The organism is Coprococcus sp. ART55/1, assembly GCF_000210595.1.
Classification (GTDB): Bacteria; Bacillota; Clostridia; order Lachnospirales; family Lachnospiraceae; genus Coprococcus; species Coprococcus aceti.
The window spans coordinates 2,047,105-2,064,476 of the sequence record NC_021018.1 but is presented as its reverse complement, the minus strand read 5'-3'; the positions used below and the strand labels follow the sequence as shown (position 1 = coordinate 2,064,476).

At 42.5% G+C, this 17,372-nt stretch carries 13 protein-coding genes, 3 tRNA genes and 1 pseudogene; all 17 read right to left on the bottom strand.

Annotated elements, in window-relative coordinates; all coding sequences use genetic code 11:
- Positions 1-88: 88 nt before the first annotated feature.
- The gene (locus CCU_RS09330; protein WP_015534442.1) at positions 89-964 is read right to left on the bottom strand and encodes a hypothetical protein; all 876 of its coding nucleotides are present in this window, start codon (positions 962-964) and stop codon (positions 89-91) included.
- A gap of 30 nt (positions 965-994) precedes the next feature.
- A complete protein-coding gene (locus CCU_RS09325) occupies positions 995-2,416 on the bottom strand; it encodes a L,D-transpeptidase family protein (protein WP_015534441.1) in 1,422 nt (473 codons plus the stop codon).
- 30 nt (positions 2,417-2,446) lie between these two features.
- Complete coding sequence (locus CCU_RS09320; protein ID WP_015534440.1) at positions 2,447-3,643, bottom strand: FtsW/RodA/SpoVE family cell cycle protein; 1,197 nt, start codon at positions 3,641-3,643, stop codon at positions 2,447-2,449.
- A gap of 14 nt (positions 3,644-3,657) precedes the next feature.
- Positions 3,658-5,049: a hypothetical protein gene (locus tag CCU_RS09315; RefSeq protein ID WP_208896142.1), complete on the bottom strand. Its 1,392-nt coding sequence runs from the start codon at positions 5,047-5,049 to the stop codon at positions 3,658-3,660.
- The gene (locus tag CCU_RS09310) at positions 5,030-5,353 is read right to left on the bottom strand and encodes a GNAT family acetyltransferase (RefSeq protein ID WP_161171445.1); all 324 of its coding nucleotides are present in this window, start codon (positions 5,351-5,353) and stop codon (positions 5,030-5,032) included. Before CCU_RS09310 ends, CCU_RS09315 begins: the two co-directional genes overlap by 20 nt.
- Positions 5,354-5,371: 18 nt before the next feature.
- Complete coding sequence (locus CCU_RS09305) at positions 5,372-7,063, bottom strand: hypothetical protein (RefSeq protein ID WP_015534438.1); 1,692 nt, start codon at positions 7,061-7,063, stop codon at positions 5,372-5,374.
- Positions 7,064-7,121: 58 nt separating this feature from the next.
- Positions 7,122-8,591: an FHA domain-containing protein gene (locus CCU_RS09300; RefSeq protein WP_055222369.1), complete on the bottom strand. Its 1,470-nt coding sequence runs from the start codon at positions 8,589-8,591 to the stop codon at positions 7,122-7,124.
- A 114-nt stretch (positions 8,592-8,705) separates the two neighbouring features.
- Positions 8,706-8,776, bottom strand: a tRNA-Cys gene (locus tag CCU_RS09295).
- A gap of 17 nt (positions 8,777-8,793) precedes the next feature.
- Positions 8,794-8,865: transfer RNA gene (locus tag CCU_RS09290), tRNA-Asn, on the bottom strand.
- Positions 8,866-8,895: 30 nt separating this feature from the next.
- Positions 8,896-8,983 (bottom strand) — tRNA-Ser (locus CCU_RS09285).
- A gap of 183 nt (positions 8,984-9,166) precedes the next feature.
- The gene (locus tag CCU_RS09280; protein WP_015534436.1) at positions 9,167-10,435 is read right to left on the bottom strand and encodes a fibronectin type III domain-containing protein; all 1,269 of its coding nucleotides are present in this window, start codon (positions 10,433-10,435) and stop codon (positions 9,167-9,169) included.
- A 193-nt stretch (positions 10,436-10,628) separates the two neighbouring features.
- On the bottom strand, positions 10,629-11,225 hold the full coding sequence (locus CCU_RS09275; RefSeq protein ID WP_015534435.1) for a Fe-S-containing hydro-lyase: 597 nt from the start codon (positions 11,223-11,225) through the stop codon (positions 10,629-10,631).
- An 18-nt stretch (positions 11,226-11,243) separates the two neighbouring features.
- Complete coding sequence (locus CCU_RS09270; RefSeq protein WP_015534434.1) at positions 11,244-12,086, bottom strand: fumarate hydratase; 843 nt, start codon at positions 12,084-12,086, stop codon at positions 11,244-11,246.
- 28 nt (positions 12,087-12,114) lie between these two features.
- Positions 12,115-12,498 (bottom strand): hypothetical protein, encoded by a 384-nt coding sequence (locus CCU_RS09265; protein ID WP_207641797.1) that lies wholly within the window; start codon positions 12,496-12,498, stop codon positions 12,115-12,117.
- Positions 12,499-12,615: 117 nt separating this feature from the next.
- The gene (gene gyrA / locus CCU_RS09260; RefSeq protein ID WP_015534432.1) at positions 12,616-15,174 is read right to left on the bottom strand and encodes a DNA gyrase subunit A; all 2,559 of its coding nucleotides are present in this window, start codon (positions 15,172-15,174) and stop codon (positions 12,616-12,618) included.
- Between the two features lie 60 nt (positions 15,175-15,234).
- Positions 15,235-17,154: a DNA topoisomerase (ATP-hydrolyzing) subunit B gene (gene gyrB / locus CCU_RS09255; RefSeq protein WP_015534431.1), complete on the bottom strand. Its 1,920-nt coding sequence runs from the start codon at positions 17,152-17,154 to the stop codon at positions 15,235-15,237.
- Between the two features lie 2 nt (positions 17,155-17,156).
- Positions 17,157-17,372, bottom strand: a pseudogene (locus tag CCU_RS09250) (DNA replication/repair protein RecF); the annotation flags it as partial.

Sequence of the window (17,372 nt, the reverse complement as noted above, 5' to 3'; positions counted from 1 at the left end):
ATCCGTGGCAAATAGAACTTTTTCAGTATTTTTAAACAGAAAAATCCCCTGCACATATCAGTTTGCCCTTATGCGCAGGGGATAAATATCAGTTATTTATTTTTGTGATGACAAACTGTCCATCGTCGTTCAGTCTGAAATGTACATTTTTATAGTTTGTTCCAATTACATATTCGGAGCCGTCGTTGGTTTTTCTCAGATTATCCAGTGCATTCTCATCGTTCAGAGCCTTCATAAGAATGTCAGTGAACAGCGCCTTCTTATCAACATTCAACAGCTCATTTTCATTTGCTATGGACTGTCCACCACTTGTCTCCTGAGGATATAAAACCATATCCTTCATGGTCTCAAGATCTTCATCATTGAACACCTTCACGATCTTCTCAGCAAATGCTCTGCTGTCCGTCTCTATCTGCTGCTGGACATCAGCCCTGTCCGTATATCTGTTCTCAAATACTATATGTGACAGCACTTCATTGAGTACCTCATCACTGGCTGTGACGTATATATATAGCGAATAGTTAATTGTTCCATCGCTCCAGAAAGCTATACGTCCGGGAGTCAGAGTGTAATAAGTAGCACTGTATCCCTGGATGTTGCCGGTTATCATGTCACCATTGCTGGTGTTCTCAACGCCCGCCAGATCGTACATCTCGTATTTGCAGGAGCCTCTGAGTTCAACCTTCACTCCGCTGTACCTGAAACTCACGATACCTATGTCACCGGATATCTTGTACTTCACATCCGTTATCTCGGAACTGTTCTTATCCACATCGAGATACACTCCTATCTGAGTCATATCCTCCGCGGATTCAACATCACCGCTCTTTATCTGGATACCGGTACTCTCCTCCTGACCGTCATCCACCTTCCCGCATCCCATGCAGATACCTGCAAAACAGATGACCGCAATCATAAATAATATATATTTTCTGCCCATGTCCATCCACGACGCTTTTTTCATATATCTATTCTCTCCACATTGAACACGATATTACCATGCTATTCCCTTATGACATCCGTTCTCTCTACACTTGTATGCCATGGTTGGATCTGTAGGATCCCATGTATGGCTGTAATCAAGCTGAACTGATGTAGGCTTAGGGAACGGGCCGCTCTTATTGCTCTCGAATATAGTTACCTTTGTTCCAAGATCGCAGTTATCATATATCCACTTTGCATCTCCTGCCTTAAGTCTTATACATCCGTGTGAGCATGTCGTTCCCAGCATGTTATAAGCGCTGACTGATAATGTGGTAGGATCCTCCTCTCCGTAATACACAGAGTGGAAAAGTATATCACCTGTTATAAGTGTATCCCACTGTCCATAGCATGGCCCCATCAGTGTCCACCATCTTCCCTTTGCCGGGGTACAGAATGTTCCAAGAGGTGTTGTGTCACCGCCTGAACATACAAATGCCTTTACCGGAATGATGTATCCCTTGTTGCCATCCTTTGCATATACAGTCACAACATTTGTGGTCTTGTTGACCTTTATCTCATAGGAATCCTGTTTTCCGAGGATCTTATCAACATCTGTGAGTCTCTTGCCACCTCTGTTGAAATAGAACTTATATCCATTCGCATATGCCCACTTGCTTCTGTACATGGCACCGCTCTTACTGAAGTAATAGTATGCTCCATCCACATATCTGTATCCGGTGAGTAATGTTCCCTTGACGCTTACGAAGTAACGCTTGCCGTTGTAATATTTCCAGCCTCTGCCCTTCACCAGTGCACCATTCTTGTCGAACAGATACAGCTTGCCATTTACCTTCTTAGGTCCTTTGTATGCAACACCTGAAGCACTGTAATACTGTCTGTTTCCAAGCTTTGTAGTATACCATCCTGTATATGGCTTTCCATTGGAACCAAATCTGTATGTCACGCCATTTATCTTTCTGACACCCTCCGCAAGATAACCATTACTTGAGAAATTATAGTAATACTTGCTATTCTTTACCTTATGTGCACCCTTATAGGCTTTTCCATCAGAACCAAAGTAATACTTCTTACCCTTTATTTTCTTCCAGGTATTCACCAGTGCCTTGCCATTTGTTCTGAAGTAATAGTAATTATTCTGGATCTTGTTAAGACCTCTCACCATGCGGCCATATCTGTTAAAATAATACTTGTCGCCCTTGTATGTAAGGAACTTGCTCTTTAACGCCTTGCCGTTCTCATCGTAATAATATGTCTTACCGTTCTTGGTATACCAGCCCTTCTTATTCTTCACAGTGGCAGTTGCATCCGTCAATGTCGCAACACTCTCTCCGACATCAGCCTGAGCCTCCGCAGCGTACACCGTGTACTGTCCGCCGACCCTGCTTTCTGACAGATTTGAGATTCCTGTCGCACAAGTTGACAACAATACTGCTGCCATTGTCAAAAACGCAATTTTTCTAAACTTTACCATATACTACCTCTCTTATTCCTCACATGGATTTTATTCATTCAAATGCTTCTGATACACTCTTCTCGTCTGCTGCCTTCTGATTCCTATACACATACCACACTCGACCATGGTCATGAGAAGTGCGGAACCTCCCGAGCTTATGAAAGGAAGAGTGACACCTGTATTCGGAATTACATTTGTCGCAACGCTTACGTTGATCACTATCTGGCATACAAGGTGTACCATCACACCTATGACCATCATGCTTCCAAATACGTTCGATGACTCTTTAACTATAACATACATCTGGTATAACAGATAGCCATACAGAAGAAATAACATGATTGCTCCTGCCACACCAAGCTCCTCGCAGATTATCGCGAAGATCATATCATTCTGGGCCTCCGGTATAGCCGAAAGCTTCTGTGTTCCATTTCCAAGTCCCTTGCCGAAGAAAGATCCGCTTCCTATGGCATACAGCGACTGTATGACCTGATATCCTGCACTCTTCTCATATTTCTCTGTGTACAGCCATCCCAGGATTCGCTTTGCACGGAAGTTGTCATTTGACAGAAGTTCTTCCTCCGTAGGCAGGTAGCTCGTGGCTACCTTCACATAGACCACCGCCACCACCACAGCTATCAGCAATATTCCCAAATGCAGTTTCCAGTTCTTGCTGGCTATAAATGTTGAACAGTAACATATTCCAAGAACGACCAGACACGAACTCAGGTTTGTGGATATGACGAGCAGAAGTCCCGCCTGGAGTCCCACAAGCACCCACAGTATTATGACAGTCTGCCACTTGTGCATCTCTCTCCATTTGCTGCTTATAAATGAAGCTATGAATATGATCATGAGAGTCTTCACTATATCAGCGATCTGGATTCTGAATGGTATGTGAGGGATCTGGATCCATCTCGTCGCACCATTTACATTTACTCCCAATGGCGTGAGAAGCAAAAATGTCAGTATCAATGACAGAAAATATGCAGGCCATGTAAGCTTCTTATACAGACCGTATGGGAAAAACGCCAATCCCCATATTGCCAATGCTCCGAAAACGATAAACACCAACTGGCTTCTGAAATTGCTGGCAGCCGTGCCGTAACTGGATGCGCTGAATATCATTATCAGTCCAAATGCCAGAAGGAACGTTATAGCAATTATCATCTTATATATGGTTCCCGATGTATATCTGCTTTTTTCTTTGCCCGTGGAGTTATCCACAACTGATGTATCACTCATATACAAATCTCCATCTATCTGTTCATTATCTCTTTTATAAATTTATACGCACTTATCACATCTGTGTCAAATATATCCAGGCTGTCCCTGTATTCCGGTTTCTCTATCGCTCCTGAATCACAGCCGATATGCATGCTTCCATCACTGTCCCCGCTCCACGCAAGATCAATGCTGTTACCCTTATCATATCCGGTGATCTCCGCATTTTTTCTGAACACGGCATCTCCAACCTGTATACCAAGAATTGCATCACTTCCAGACAATCTAAGCTCCAGCGATGCACTTATACTGACAGGCTTCATGGAATCCATGAGATCGGCTGCCGATATATCCACATCAAACACCACTCCTGTCTCTCCGTCACTGCTCACATCCCTCTTTTTTATCACAAGATGGTTGTCAGAATTGTCAGTAACAGTGAACTCATACGACTGTGCTGTATATTTGTCTCCGTAAAATGTCAGCGACATGCTCATATTCCTGTCGGACACATGATCCGCATACAGCTTGACCAGCTCATTTTTACTGTTCACAGCAAAATAGAGCGTGATATCCCTGCCGTCTAACATTTCATCCACAAATTGCTTTATATCATGTACCAATTCTGCCGTATTGTCAATGGTATCTATCTCCGGTATGTATTTGCCAAACATGTCATACACTTCCTGAAGATCTATATCATGTGTGCCAAAACATTCATCCAGATAACTATAGAAATCATCCACATTGAAGATGACCGAGTACACCTTGCAGTCCTGTGTACTATCCCCAGTAACCACAGTCTGTTTTCCCTCACTCGTACCCTCCATATTGAAGAAATACTTAAGTGTCTTCTGGATAATATCTGTCTGGATATCGTCACCGTTGATGTCCGCATAATTATTTGCAGCCATCCTCATACAGTTCTCATAGGCAGTGCCAAATGAGTACACTGTGTCGCTGTCTATCCCAAGCAGTGATACCACCTGAGAATTGCTCATGTTCGTGATGAGATTGTCAGCGTACTGTATTCTGATTGCCATATCATCTATATATATGAGAGAAGTCCTCTTATTTGCATAGAGCTTGAATGTCTTGTCATCAACTCCTGCCTCCGCAAGAAAATTGTGATCCGAAGCACTTCTCTTCAGCGATATGTCAACGCTGTGATCAGAATTATCCTCAAATGAAAAGCTCTGACTGCCATTTATCATGTTCATACCCATGTCAAATGTGCCATACTGCTGATTCATCTCCGACTCTCTGGAAGAATTGATGGTATTTACCATGGCCTCCACAAGCTTTATCTGAGGTTTTCTCATAAGATGAAAAAAAATAATTGCAACAACTGCTGCCATCAGAATGATGACAGTCGCTGTTATTCCAATTATTCTTTTAAGTAGTTTATTATTGTTTTTTTTGTGCATATGCATCATGATTTTCATTCAACCAGGCTATGGCCTCACACAATCCTTCCTCGGAAAAATCAAACTGCTTCGATCCCTTCTGTTCATCCGGTGTGACCTCAAAACAGAATGGCTCCGGCCATATAAATGCCGTGAGTACAGTCTTTGTCTCCTTCGGTGCATCTTCCTCTGTCTGATCTTTTTCACCCTCCGGCTCAATCTCCACAACATCCTTCTGTATCATGTAACGGATACCCTTGTCACTGCCCTTAAAAGGCCGCGACTTGTAGAATTCCAGAGCCAGCAATTCAGGTCTGTTTATCACATATATCACCCTGTCTCTTTACTTTATTGTGAACGGATATACCTCTATGATCTTCTTGGTCGTCTCGTTCTGAAGATACAGATATGTTACACCCTTAGGTGCACTATCACCTGATATCTTGACCCATGTTGACCAGCCGTCAACCACAGGATCTGAGAATGTTATGACGTCAGACTTGTTTCCATCCGCATACACAACGTATCCCGATATCTTCATAGAGTCATCACCGTCAAATCCAAATGACGTATGAATATATATATCTGATCCATCCTTTGTCTTGATGCTGTTAGATCTCTTATCAAGATCTTTTTCACTGCTGTTTACAAATGATTCTATATTCCACTTCACAAGCTCTGAATACAGCTTCTGAGCCTTCTCGTTGCCGTCGTATCTGAGTTCTCCGAGATATGTCATTGTAGTCTCATTGGCTGCGTTCTTATTTGCATTTGCAAATGCAAGCTTTCCATTTGCTATCTTCTTGGACACATCAGTCTTGACTACCTTCTCATAGTAATCAACTGACTTCTTGTATTCCTTGTCCTTGTATGCCTGGGCTCCAAGGGCCTGATAACACTTGTCTTTCTCAGCTACACAGTCCTTGTAATCCTTGTCCACCTTATCATAGCTCTTGATGGCATTCTCGTAATCCTTGTTCTTGTAATACTGCTCTGCCTTCTTGTATGTACACTCACTGGCCTTGTTCTTGTAGTCATCAAATTCTGACTTCATGTACATATCATACGCATCGTCATATTTGCCGCCGTCGAGCAGCTCTGATGCCTTGTTGTAATAGCACTTTGCAAGAAGAGTCTGGGAATCGCTGTACTCCTCTATGGTTGACAGAATACTGATGGCGTCATCGTACTTCTTGGCTGTTATAAGTGCCTCCGCTTTCTTATATGTACACTCGATAACCTTGTCCGATGCATCCTTGTATGAGCCTGCGTTGTTGAATGCATCTATGGCTGCATCGTAGGATGCCGCATTCATCTGATCCATTCCCGCATTGTAATAACACTGATAAGCCTTATCAAATGCGTCATCGCTGCTGAAACTCTCCTCGTCACCGTCAGATGACTTGCTGTAGTTCTCTGCAGCCTTTCTGCTGTTGCCTGACTTCTTATAATATTCAGCCGCCTCAAGGTTCTTGCCTTCTTTTTCAAGACCCTCGGCATACTCATAATAAGCGTCTCCGTTTGCCTTTGTATAGGAATCCTTGAATTTTCCAAGATCCTTATACAGTGTCACGGCCTCTTCAACCTTTCCCTGGTCCATGAGGTCGTTGGCCTCGTTATACTTTCTAAACTTTGGAACAAATATAAATGCAAGGACGCCTATAGCGATGACGATAACCACTGGTATAGCTATGAGTGCGGCCTTTGCACCCTTGCTCATACCCTTCTTCTCGCCCTTTTTCTTTATCATTATATCGGCGCCTTCCTGTGGCATTATCTGAGGTTGTGGCATTCCCATCTGAGGCTGCTGCGGTGGCACAGGATTACCCTGTGGCTGCTGCATCATCTGAGGCATGCCCTGTGTTCCGCCTGTCAGGACAGTTGTGCTGTCATCGTCCTCATCGACATCCGGCTCACTTGTAAGCACAGTTGTGCTGTCGTCAACTTCCGGCTCTATCAAAGGAAATTCTTTTCCACAGACAGGACACTTTCTTACGTTCTCCCCCAATTCACAACCACAATTATCACAATACATATCTCTTCCTCCATCCTTACGGATCAACCTGATTTATTACATTTATCGAACTCCATATTTAAGAATTTATCCTGAATATGAACTCCTCATTTGAAAGCCTTATCACACTGTTATCAGGGATAGCCACATCAACATTGCTGTACACCTGAGTTCCGTTCAGGAATGTATGGTTTGTTGAGTTGTTATCTCTCAGATAATGTGTTCCATTGATACTGGTGATATAGGCATGTCTTCTACTTATAGACTTGTTTCCTGTTACCTTATAGTCAACACCCTGATCAGCCTTGCCAATACAGAATACCTGTTTATTAATCTGAACGCTCTCACCCGTAGTCTTTCTGGTGAGGGTCGGCTTGCTGCCTGTGACAAGTGTTCTGTTGCTGAACAGTGTTGTAGGTGGCTCCTCATCCGGCTGCTCGCTGAGTCTCTTGGCTTCCTCCGCCTTGAGCTTTGCAAGGCCTGCCTGTCTCTTAGCCTCCTCAGCATTCTTGCGGGCTGCAAATTCTGCCTGCATTCTAGCCTCCTCAGCATGCATCTCCTGCTCTCTGGCACGTCTTATCTCATCTGCATACTGCGATGAAACCTTCTCTGCCCTGATTCGCTCCTCCTCGGCATTCCTGAACATTTCTTCAGCCTTAAGCCTCTCACTGTCATCGGAATTGCCCTGATATGAGTACATATCCTGAGCTGTGAGTACCGCTGTCTGCTCATAATCCTTTGCCTCAGCAGTGACCTTCTGTCTCCATATCTCGGCTTCGACCCTTGCCGCCTCGGCCTTCATACGGGTCTCCTCTGCCTGTCTGGCAACTTCCGCCTGATACTTTGCTTCCTCTATCTGTCTCTTTACCTCATTCTCGGCCTGCATTCTTGCCTCTTCAGCCTTTCTGGCTGCCTCCTCGGCTTTGTGGATTGCAAGCTCTTTATTATTGTCATTTGAAGTGAGTACCTTACTCTTGCCCTTTTCACCCTGTATTATAAGGAGCTGACTTGATGCTCTGAGATCTGACACGAATTCATTGAAATGAAATGCATCAAACTCCCTGTGATCGTTGAAATAATCAACTATCTGGTTAGCACATTCTATGGCTGGTGTGTGTGCATAGACAAATCCTGACAAGATGCTCTTCACGAACTCCCCAATGTCCTTCTTGTCAAATTTGCTTTCAAATGGAAGATACAGAAGCTGTATGGAGAAGTCACTAAATCTCACATACATATAATTCGTATCCCACACTACCTTCTCGGGTGCTAGTCCATTCTGTATGACTGACACAAGCTGCTTGCTTATGCTGAATATGTATTCCACCAGTTCATCCCTGAAAACCGGTTTCTGCATTATCTTACTAAGACTCATATCCCCATCTATTGAGAATTCGAGTTTTCTTTCCCCCTTAACAAACACTTCCCTGCACATGCTTGTGTTGCCTGCAAAAGGCACATTATAGGCATTCATTTCATATTTGCTAATAGGAGTAACCTGATCAAGTTTGTATTCAATTTTTATTGAATCTTTTAAAATTTGAGTCATACCCCACCTCCTACTATTTCAATAGCCAATATACCTCTACAGTATAACAGACAAAAAAGCATATTCAAGGTTACAAAAAAGGAAGATATATATTACATATATCTTCCGCTTGAGAGGTGCGAGCCGGATTTGAACCGGCGATGACGGTGTTGCAGACCGGGGCCTTACCACTTGGCTATCGCACCATATTATTTAATTAAAGCTCCCCGAGTAGGGCTCGAACCTACAACCCCTCGGTTAACAGCCGAGTGCTCTACCATTGAGCTATCGAGGAATAACGTCATAAGCATCTCCAAAAAGGAAACGCAGAAGGAGGGATTTGAACCCTCGCGCCGCGCAAACGGCCTACACCCTTAGCAGGGGCGCCTCTTCAGCCACTTGAGTACTTCTGCAAAATGCCTAAATAAAAATCTCCTACCAAAGAGTATTTAATTTTTGACGCTTGTTTATAATACCAAACCTGGCAGTGAATGTCAAGGAGTTTTTACAAGAAAATAATAAGCCAAAAATCGACAAAAAGGCGGATACTTTTTTGTATCCGCCCTCTTATCGTTTTGTAGATGTTTCTTACTATCTTATCTATAGTAGTAACTGCATCTTATATACTCACAAGCCTGTCCTCTGTAGGTCTTTCCTCTTACCTTGACAACAGGGATAACATATACTCCAAATGTAGAATATGCCTTAAGACCTCTTATTGTATAAGAGCTGCTCTTAGCACTTACCTTTTTCTTTATCCATTTTGCATTTGAAGCGTATGGATTCTTTGTATAGTATACAAGATAATACTTTGTATTTGCTACTTTCTTCCATTTAACCTTTGCAGCAGTGCTGCTTACAGAAGTTACATTACTCTTCTTTACACATGCCTGAGGTATGATTGTCTTGAATGCTGACCAATCGCTCCAGCACTTAGCACCACCATTTGCCTCTTTGTATGCACGGATTCTTACCTTGAATCCCTTGTTGTTGATTGCCTTACGAACCTTTGCGTTGTTGATCTTAACTCTGGTCTTTGTTGTAGCCTTTGTTGTGTATAATCTGGTCTTTCCGTTGAGAGAGTAGATCTGAACCTGATATCCTGTAGGATAGTCATAGTTTGGATTTGCCTTCCATCCGATTGTTATTACATTTCCACTCTTAGCTGGACTCCATATAAGAGTTCCTGCCTTTGCATCGGCAACATACTGTGGGTTAACAGGTGCTGAGTAGAGTGTACCTGTTGACTGTCCATAACCAAGTGCTATGTAGTTTGACTCTGATCTCTTATATGAATATACATAATATCCACTATAATGTGTTCCGGCCTTTGCAGGTACAGTTGCCTTGTTTGTAGTAACATTATACTGAGCCTCAACCTTTGAACCGCTGATCTTGGCAACTACATATCCTGTTACACCTGAAACTCTGTTCCACTGTAAACCGATCTTATTCTTTGTGCCTGAAGTCTGCTTTATTGACTTGTAATCTACGCTCTCAGGAGTTGTTATGACCTGAAGAGGATCTGACTGTCCAACAAGCTGCTTGTTGACATATGTCTGAACTATTACATAGTATGCTCTGCCGGCCTGAAGATTGTAAATATACTTCTTATTTGATGTTGAAGTATAAGAACTTAATGCCTGATATCCTGAAGATCTATCCTGGGATAAATACACTAAGTATTCCTCTCCATAATTACCGCTCCACTGAACTGTGACACCTGTCTTGGTATCATCTGTCTGCTGAAGATTTGTTACTGCTCTTCCTGATGCTGCCGATGCTGTTATTGTCATTGCAAAGAGCATGATTGACATGATTGCAAGGATCAATAACGATCTGTTGAAAACTTTTTCTCTTCTCATTAAATCTCTCCTTTTTCTTCTTTCCCTTGTTAATACAACAATTAATTTAATATGAGACTAACTCATATTAAAATTTTACAAGTTTAATATATTTTAGTCAACATTATTGTGACTGTAATATTCAACAATTATTTTGTGCATTTTTGTCTAATTCATTGTTGAGATTCTGTATACTTTTTATTTTATTCCTGTATTATTTATTCTGCTCAAGATAATCCTTTACCGCTGTTTCATACAGGTTGTGTCCCTCTGAATCTATAACCACAATAGCTGGGAAATTCTCCACTGTCATCTTCCTTATAGCCTCTGTTCCGAGATCATCGTACGCGATCACCTCGGATTTCTTGATACATTTGGAGAGAAGCGCTCCTGCACCGCCAACGGCTGCCAGATACACAGCCTTGTTGTCTATTATTGCCTGTATAACCTCCTGGCTTCTCTTTCCCTTTCCTATCATTCCACACAGACCCTTGCTGAGAATGAGTGGAGTGTATTTGTCCATTCTGCTGCTGGTTGTCGGTCCCGCCGAGCCTATGACCTGTCCAGGTTTTGCCGGTGTCGGTCCGAGATAATATATCACATTGCCGTTAAGGTCTATAGGAACTATGCCCTTCTCGTATAACTCAGTTCCACTGGCGTCCACGCATCCTGATTCCATGATGGCATCATACATTCTCTTGTGTGCGGCATCCCTGGCACTGTACACTATTCCATCTATATATACATAATCCCCTGCCTTGAGGGTCTTTACCTCTTCTCTGTCAAATGGTGCCTTTATATGTCTATCCATGATGAACCTAACCTCCTCCTATAATACTCTCGTAACGTGTCTGTTCACATGACAGCACATATTAACTGCCAATGGCATTCCGGCTATGTGAGTGGCATATGTCTCTATGTTCACAGCCAGTGCCGTGGTCTTTCCTCCAAGACCGCCAGGTCCTATTCCAGTGTTGTTGATCATCTCCAGAAGCTCACTCTCTATCCTTGCTATATGCTCTCTGTCTGAGTGAACTCCTACCTTTCTTGTAAGAGCCCTCTTTGCAAGCTTCGCAGCAAGCTCAAAGTCTCCTCCAAGACCCACACCTACGAATACGGGAGGACATGCATTTGGTCCGGCATCCTTTACAGCCTGAAGAACAGCAGCCTTCACGCCCTCTTCTCCATCTGCCGGCTTGAGCATGTACACCTTGCTCATATTCTCGCTTCCAAATCCCTTTGGAGCTATAGTTATCTCTATTTTATCTCCCGGAACTATATCATAATGTATAATCGCCGGGGTATTATCCTTTGTATTTTCTCTGATAAGAGGATCCTTTACCACTGATTTTCTCAGGTATCCGTCAGTGTATCCCTGTCTCACACCTTCGTTTATGGCATCAGTTATGTTCATTCCTTCTATATGTACATCCTGTCCAACATTCACAAAGAAAACAGCCATTCCCGTATCCTGACAGATAGGAATATCATTCTCCTTTGCTATATCCAGATTCTCACACAACTGTCCAAGTATCTGCTTTCCGAGTGGACTGTCCTCAGATTCTACTGAATCCCTGACCGCCTTCTCCATATCCTCAGACAGATTTACATTTGCTTCGATGCACATCTCCCTTACATTTCTGGTAATCTCTTCTGCTGCAATAACTCTCATCTCTTCACCGCCATTTTATAAATTTGTTTTAATCATCCAGGAACGTATCATCGTTCTTTTTGTAGTTTGGATCTCTCCTGTTCATGATGAATTTGTATATGTATAACACCACTGTAAATATCGCAACAACTATGATCATCGCCGCCAATATATATATGATGTTCATTATACTGTAAGAAAGTTCAGACGCCTTCTCGGAACTCTGGAATATCTTGTCCAGTTTTCCTTCCGTTGTTGCCTCTGTAACTGTAGATGCAGCCGTTGTAGCTGCCGATGCCACCACCTGTATCACATTCGCCGTCATGCCTTTTACCCCCAATAATTTTGTTGTATTTTCCCATAATTCCAATCTCTTTATAATAACCTTCAAAATCCTGCGTTCAGGATTATTTTCTCCCAATGTGTAATCCAAGATAAGTATATCATAACGGCTATTTGCACACAATCTGTAAACATCCATGGACATAAAAAAAGATGTACTGTCTTGCATATTACAACACAGTACATCTATCTTTATTTGTGATTATAATTACTCCTCTGAATTACTCTCGGCATCATTCTCCGTATCGTTCTCTACATTCTCTGATACTTCATTTTCTGCTGATTCTGGATTCTCTGAGTCCTCTGCCTCTTCATCTTCATCACTTCTTGCAAGCTTTGCAACAGATGCCACAAATGTGTTGCCATCCTTGCCGATATTCATAAGCTTGACACCTGAGGTTATTCTTCCTATTACAGTTATATCTGAACAATGCATTCTGATCATGATTCCCTCATTGGTCATCATCATAATGTCATGGTCATTTGTCACGGCCTTTGCGCTGACGATGTCACCGGTCTTCTCGGTTATCCTGTAACATTTGACACCCTTACCGCCTCTCATCTGAGGGGCAAATTCTGACAGTTCAGTTCTCTTACCCATACCCTTTGTGGTTACGAAGAGCATCTCGTCGCCCTGAACATCAAGCTGCATTGCTATAACTTCATCGCCCTTGTCGCATCTTATTCCACGTACACCCATGGATGTACGTCCTGTATCACGGACACATTCCTCATTGAATCTGATACACATACCCTTGGCAGTTACAAGAAATACATCATTCTCACCGCTCGTTGCCTTAACCTCTATGAGTTCATCTCCCTCATTCAGTGTTATGGCTGCCAGACCGGTCTTTCTTATATTCTCAAATGCCTCTATCTTGGTCTTCTTTACAATACCATTCTTTGTAGCCATCATGAGATACTTCTTGTCAAATCCGGCTATAGGGATTATGGCTGTTACCTTCTCACCAGGAAGAAGCTGAAGAAGGTTGACTATCGCAACACCCCTTGCATTACGTCCCGACTCAGGTATCTCGTATCCCTTCATTCTGTATACTCTTCCCATATTGGTGAAGAACATTATGAAGTTGTGGGTATTAGTAAGGAATATCTCATCGATTATATCGTTGTCGATGGTGTTCATTCCCTTGATACCCTTGCCGCCTCTGTTCTGTACCTTGAAGGTATCCTTTGGCATTCTCTTGATATATCCGAGCTTTGTCATGGAGATAACTATCTCTTCTCTCTTGATAAGCTCTTCATCTGTTATATCATCTGAATATGCAGTTATGGATGTTCTTCTCTCATCACCGTACTTGTCAGCTATCGCTGCAAGCTCAGTCTTGATAACTCCAAGAAGCTTATTCTCATCTGCAAGTATCTCCTTGTACTCAGCTATCTTCGCAATAAGCTCATTGTACTCGTTCTCGATCTTCTCTCTTTCCAGACCTGTCAGAGCACGGAGTCTCATATCAACGATTGCTCCGGCCTGTGCCTCGGAAAGTCCAAATCTTTCGATCAGCTTTGCCTTAGCCTCTCCAACATTCTTTGAATTTCTGATGATCGTGATGACCTCATCTATGTTGTCCAGTGCTATGAGATAACCCTGTAATATGTGGGCTCTCTCCTCAGCCTTGTTCAGATCATACTTTGTTCTTCTTGTGACAACATCCTCCTGATGCTTCAGGTAGTATGTGAGCATGTCCTTGATGTTGAGTATCTTAGGTACTCCATCCACCAGAGCCAGCATGATACATCCAAATGTATCCTGGAGCTGTGTGTGTTTGAAGAGCTGGTTGAGTATTACGTTGGCATTGACATCCTTTCTAAGCTCAATGACAACTCTCATTCCCTCTCTTGAAGACTCATCTCTTATATCTGTGATTCCATCGATTCTCTTGTTCTTGACAAGATCGACCATATTCTTTATAAGAAGTGATTTATTTACCATATATGGTAGTTCGGTTACAACAATACGGTGCTTTCCGTTGTTCATTGTTTCGATTTCTGTGATTGCACGTACTTTTATCTTGCCTCGACCTGTTCTATATGCATCGTTTATTCCCTGTCTGCCCAGTATCTGTGCGCCTGTAGGAAAATCCGGACCCTTTACTATGTCCATGATCTCATCTATCTCTGTCTCACGTCCTTCTTCCACTCTGTTATCGATGATCTTTATGGCTGCATTGATAGTTTCCTTTAAATTATGTGGTGGAATATTGGTAGCCATACCTACTGCGATACCTGATGTACCATTTACCAATAGGTTGGGATAACGTGATGGTAGTACCACAGGTTCTTTCTCTGTACCATCAAAGTTAGGTGTGAAATCAACTGTATCTTTGTTTATATCTGCCATCATCTCCATGGATATCTTGGAAAGTCTTGCCTCTGTATATCGCATGGCAGCGGCATGGTCACCGTCGACCGATCCAAAGTTTCCATGTCCATCCACAAGTGGATATCTGGTATTCCACTCCTGAGCCAGCTTTACAAGTGCCTCGTATATTGAAATGTCTCCATGTGGATGATATTTACCCATTGTATCACCGACGATACGGGCACATTTACGGTGTGGCTTATCAGGTCCATTGTTAAGTTCTATCATAGAATGAAGTATTCTTCGCTGAACAGGTTTAAGACCATCTCTTACATCAGGAAGAGCTCTGGCAGCGATAACGCTCATGGCATAATCTATATATGAACGCTCCATTGTTTTTTTCAGACCAACTTCATCTATTTTATCAAAAATCTTATCGTCATCCATTTTTTGATTTCCTTTCTCTCGATATTGGTTATGTTCTATCACATTTATTTAATCAATATACTATATATCGAGATTCTTTACATACTTGGCATTTGTCTCTATAAACTCACGACGTGGTTCAACCTTATCTCCCATGAGTACATTGAATGTCATATCGATTTCTGACTCATCGTCATCATCAATTGCCACTCTGAGAAGAATTCGTTTTTCTGGATCCATGGTTGTCTCCCAGAGCTGTTCTGCATCCATCTCTCCAAGTCCCTTGTATCGCTGTATCTTGTTGTTCTGATCTCTTCCGACTTCATCAAGTATACTGTTCAGCTCATCATCACTGTACGCATACCATACCTTCTTGTTCTTCTCCAGCTTGTAAAGTGGTGGCTGTGCCAGATATACATGTCCCTTTCTAATAAGATCAGGCATGAATCTGTAGAAGAATGTGAGGAGAAGAGTTGCTATATGAGCTCCATCCACATCGGCATCGGTCATGATGATGATCTTGTTATATCTAAGCTTCTCTATATTGAAGTTCTCATGGATACCTGTTCCAAATGCGGTGATCATGGCTTTGATCTCTTCATTTCCAAGGATTCTGTCTATTCTTGCCTTCTCAACATTAAGGATCTTACCTCTGAGTGGAAGTATGGCCTGTGTTGCTCTTGATCTCGCTGTCTTAGCTGAACCACCGGCGGAATCTCCCTCGACTATGTAGATCTCACAGTTCTTTGGATCCTTGTCTGAACAATCCGCAAGCTTTCCAGGAAGTGCCATGTTGTCTGAAAGATTTGCCTTTCTTGCAACATCCCTTGCCTTTCTTGCAGCTATTCTGGCTCTCTGTGCAACAGCCGCTTTATTCACAATTATCTTAGCAATCTGCGGATTCTGCTCAAGATAATATGTAAGCTGCTCAGTTACAACACTCTCAACTGCAGGTCTTGCCTCTGAATTACCAAGCTTCTGCTTTGTCTGACCCTCGAACTGAGGATCACTTATCTTGATAGATACAATGGCTGCAAGTCCCTCTCTCAGATCATCACCCGAGAGATTGTCATCCTTCTCCTTGATAATATTATTCTTTCTTGCATAATCATTGAACACCTTTGTTATGGCTGACTTAAATCCTGTCAGATGTGTTCCACCCTCAGGTGTGTTGATGTTATTTACAAAGCTGTATGTGGATTCATTGTATGAATCATTGTGCTGAAGTGCCACCTCAACACTTATTCCATCTCTGACTCCCTCACAGTAGATTACCTCATTGTACAGAGGATCTCTGTGTCTGTTCAGATATGTTACAAACTCCTTTATACCACCCTCATAGTGGAATGATCTTACCTTCTCAGGAATAAGTCTCTTATCTGTAAGACTTATCTTCAGGCCCTTTGTAAGGAATGCCATCTCACGAAGTCTGTTTCTCAGTATATCGTAATCGTATATGTTATCTTCAAATATTGTATGATCCGGCAGGAATGTAACCTTTGTTCCTGATACTCCCTCAGGTGCTTCACCTATAACCTGAAGCTTGTACATAACCTTGCCCTTCTCATATCTCTGCTTGTACACCTTGCCATCTCTGGTAATCTCGACTTCAAGCCATGTTGAAAGTGCATTTACAACTGATGCTCCAACACCGTGAAGTCCTCCGGATACCTTATATCCTCCACCGCCGAACTTTCCGCCGGCATGAAGTATGGTAAATACCACCTCAACAGCAGGTATTCCCTGCTTTTTATGTATTCCAACAGGAATTCCTCGTCCATCATCCACTACGGTGATGGAGTTATCCTCATTTATATACACCTGAATGTGGGTACAATATCCTGCCAGAGCCTCATCTACAGAATTATCAACTATCTCGTATACAAGATGGTGAAGTCCAGTGGAGGATGTACTTCCTATGTACATACCAGGTCTCTTTCTGACTGCTTCCAGTCCCTCCAGAACCTGTATCTGTTCAGCTCCATAATTATCATTTTCCATTGTCATGCTTCCTCCGTTCTTACTCTGGTGGCCGTTCCCTCTACCACTCTATAAACATTGTTGATTATTACCTGCTCTTTAACAAAATCATCATATCCCGTACAGGTTATGATAGTCTGTATATCTTTTATCTCTTCTATCAATGCATCACGTCTGCTGGTGTCCAGCTCGCTCATGACATCGTCCAGAAGCAATATCGGATTATCATTGATTATCCT

Excerpts from the sequence above, each read along its gene's own strand:
- gyrB (WP_015534431.1), bottom strand. The coding sequence starts at position 17,154 with ATGGAAAATGATAATTATGGAGCTGAACAGATACAGGTTCTGGAGGGA.
- CCU_RS09275 (WP_015534435.1), bottom strand. The coding sequence starts at position 11,225 with ATGGATAGACATATAAAGGCACCATTTGACAGAGAAGAGGTAAAGACC.
- CCU_RS09300 (WP_055222369.1), bottom strand. The coding sequence starts at position 8,591 with ATGACTCAAATTTTAAAAGATTCAATAAAAATTGAATACAAACTTGAT.
- CCU_RS09330 (WP_015534442.1), bottom strand. The coding sequence starts at position 964 with ATGAAAAAAGCGTCGTGGATGGACATGGGCAGAAAATATATATTATTT.
- CCU_RS09280 (WP_015534436.1), bottom strand. The coding sequence starts at position 10,435 with ATGAGAAGAGAAAAAGTTTTCAACAGATCGTTATTGATCCTTGCAATC.
- gyrA (WP_015534432.1), bottom strand. The coding sequence starts at position 15,174 with ATGGATGACGATAAGATTTTTGATAAAATAGATGAAGTTGGTCTGAAA.
- CCU_RS09270 (WP_015534434.1), bottom strand. The coding sequence starts at position 12,086 with ATGAGAGTTATTGCAGCAGAAGAGATTACCAGAAATGTAAGGGAGATG.
- CCU_RS09315 (WP_208896142.1), bottom strand. The coding sequence starts at position 5,049 with ATGCACAAAAAAAACAATAATAAACTACTTAAAAGAATAATTGGAATA.
- CCU_RS09305 (WP_015534438.1), bottom strand. The coding sequence starts at position 7,063 with ATGTATTGTGATAATTGTGGTTGTGAATTGGGGGAGAACGTAAGAAAG.
- CCU_RS09325 (WP_015534441.1), bottom strand. The coding sequence starts at position 2,416 with ATGGTAAAGTTTAGAAAAATTGCGTTTTTGACAATGGCAGCAGTATTG.
- CCU_RS09320 (WP_015534440.1), bottom strand. The coding sequence starts at position 3,643 with ATGAGTGATACATCAGTTGTGGATAACTCCACGGGCAAAGAAAAAAGC.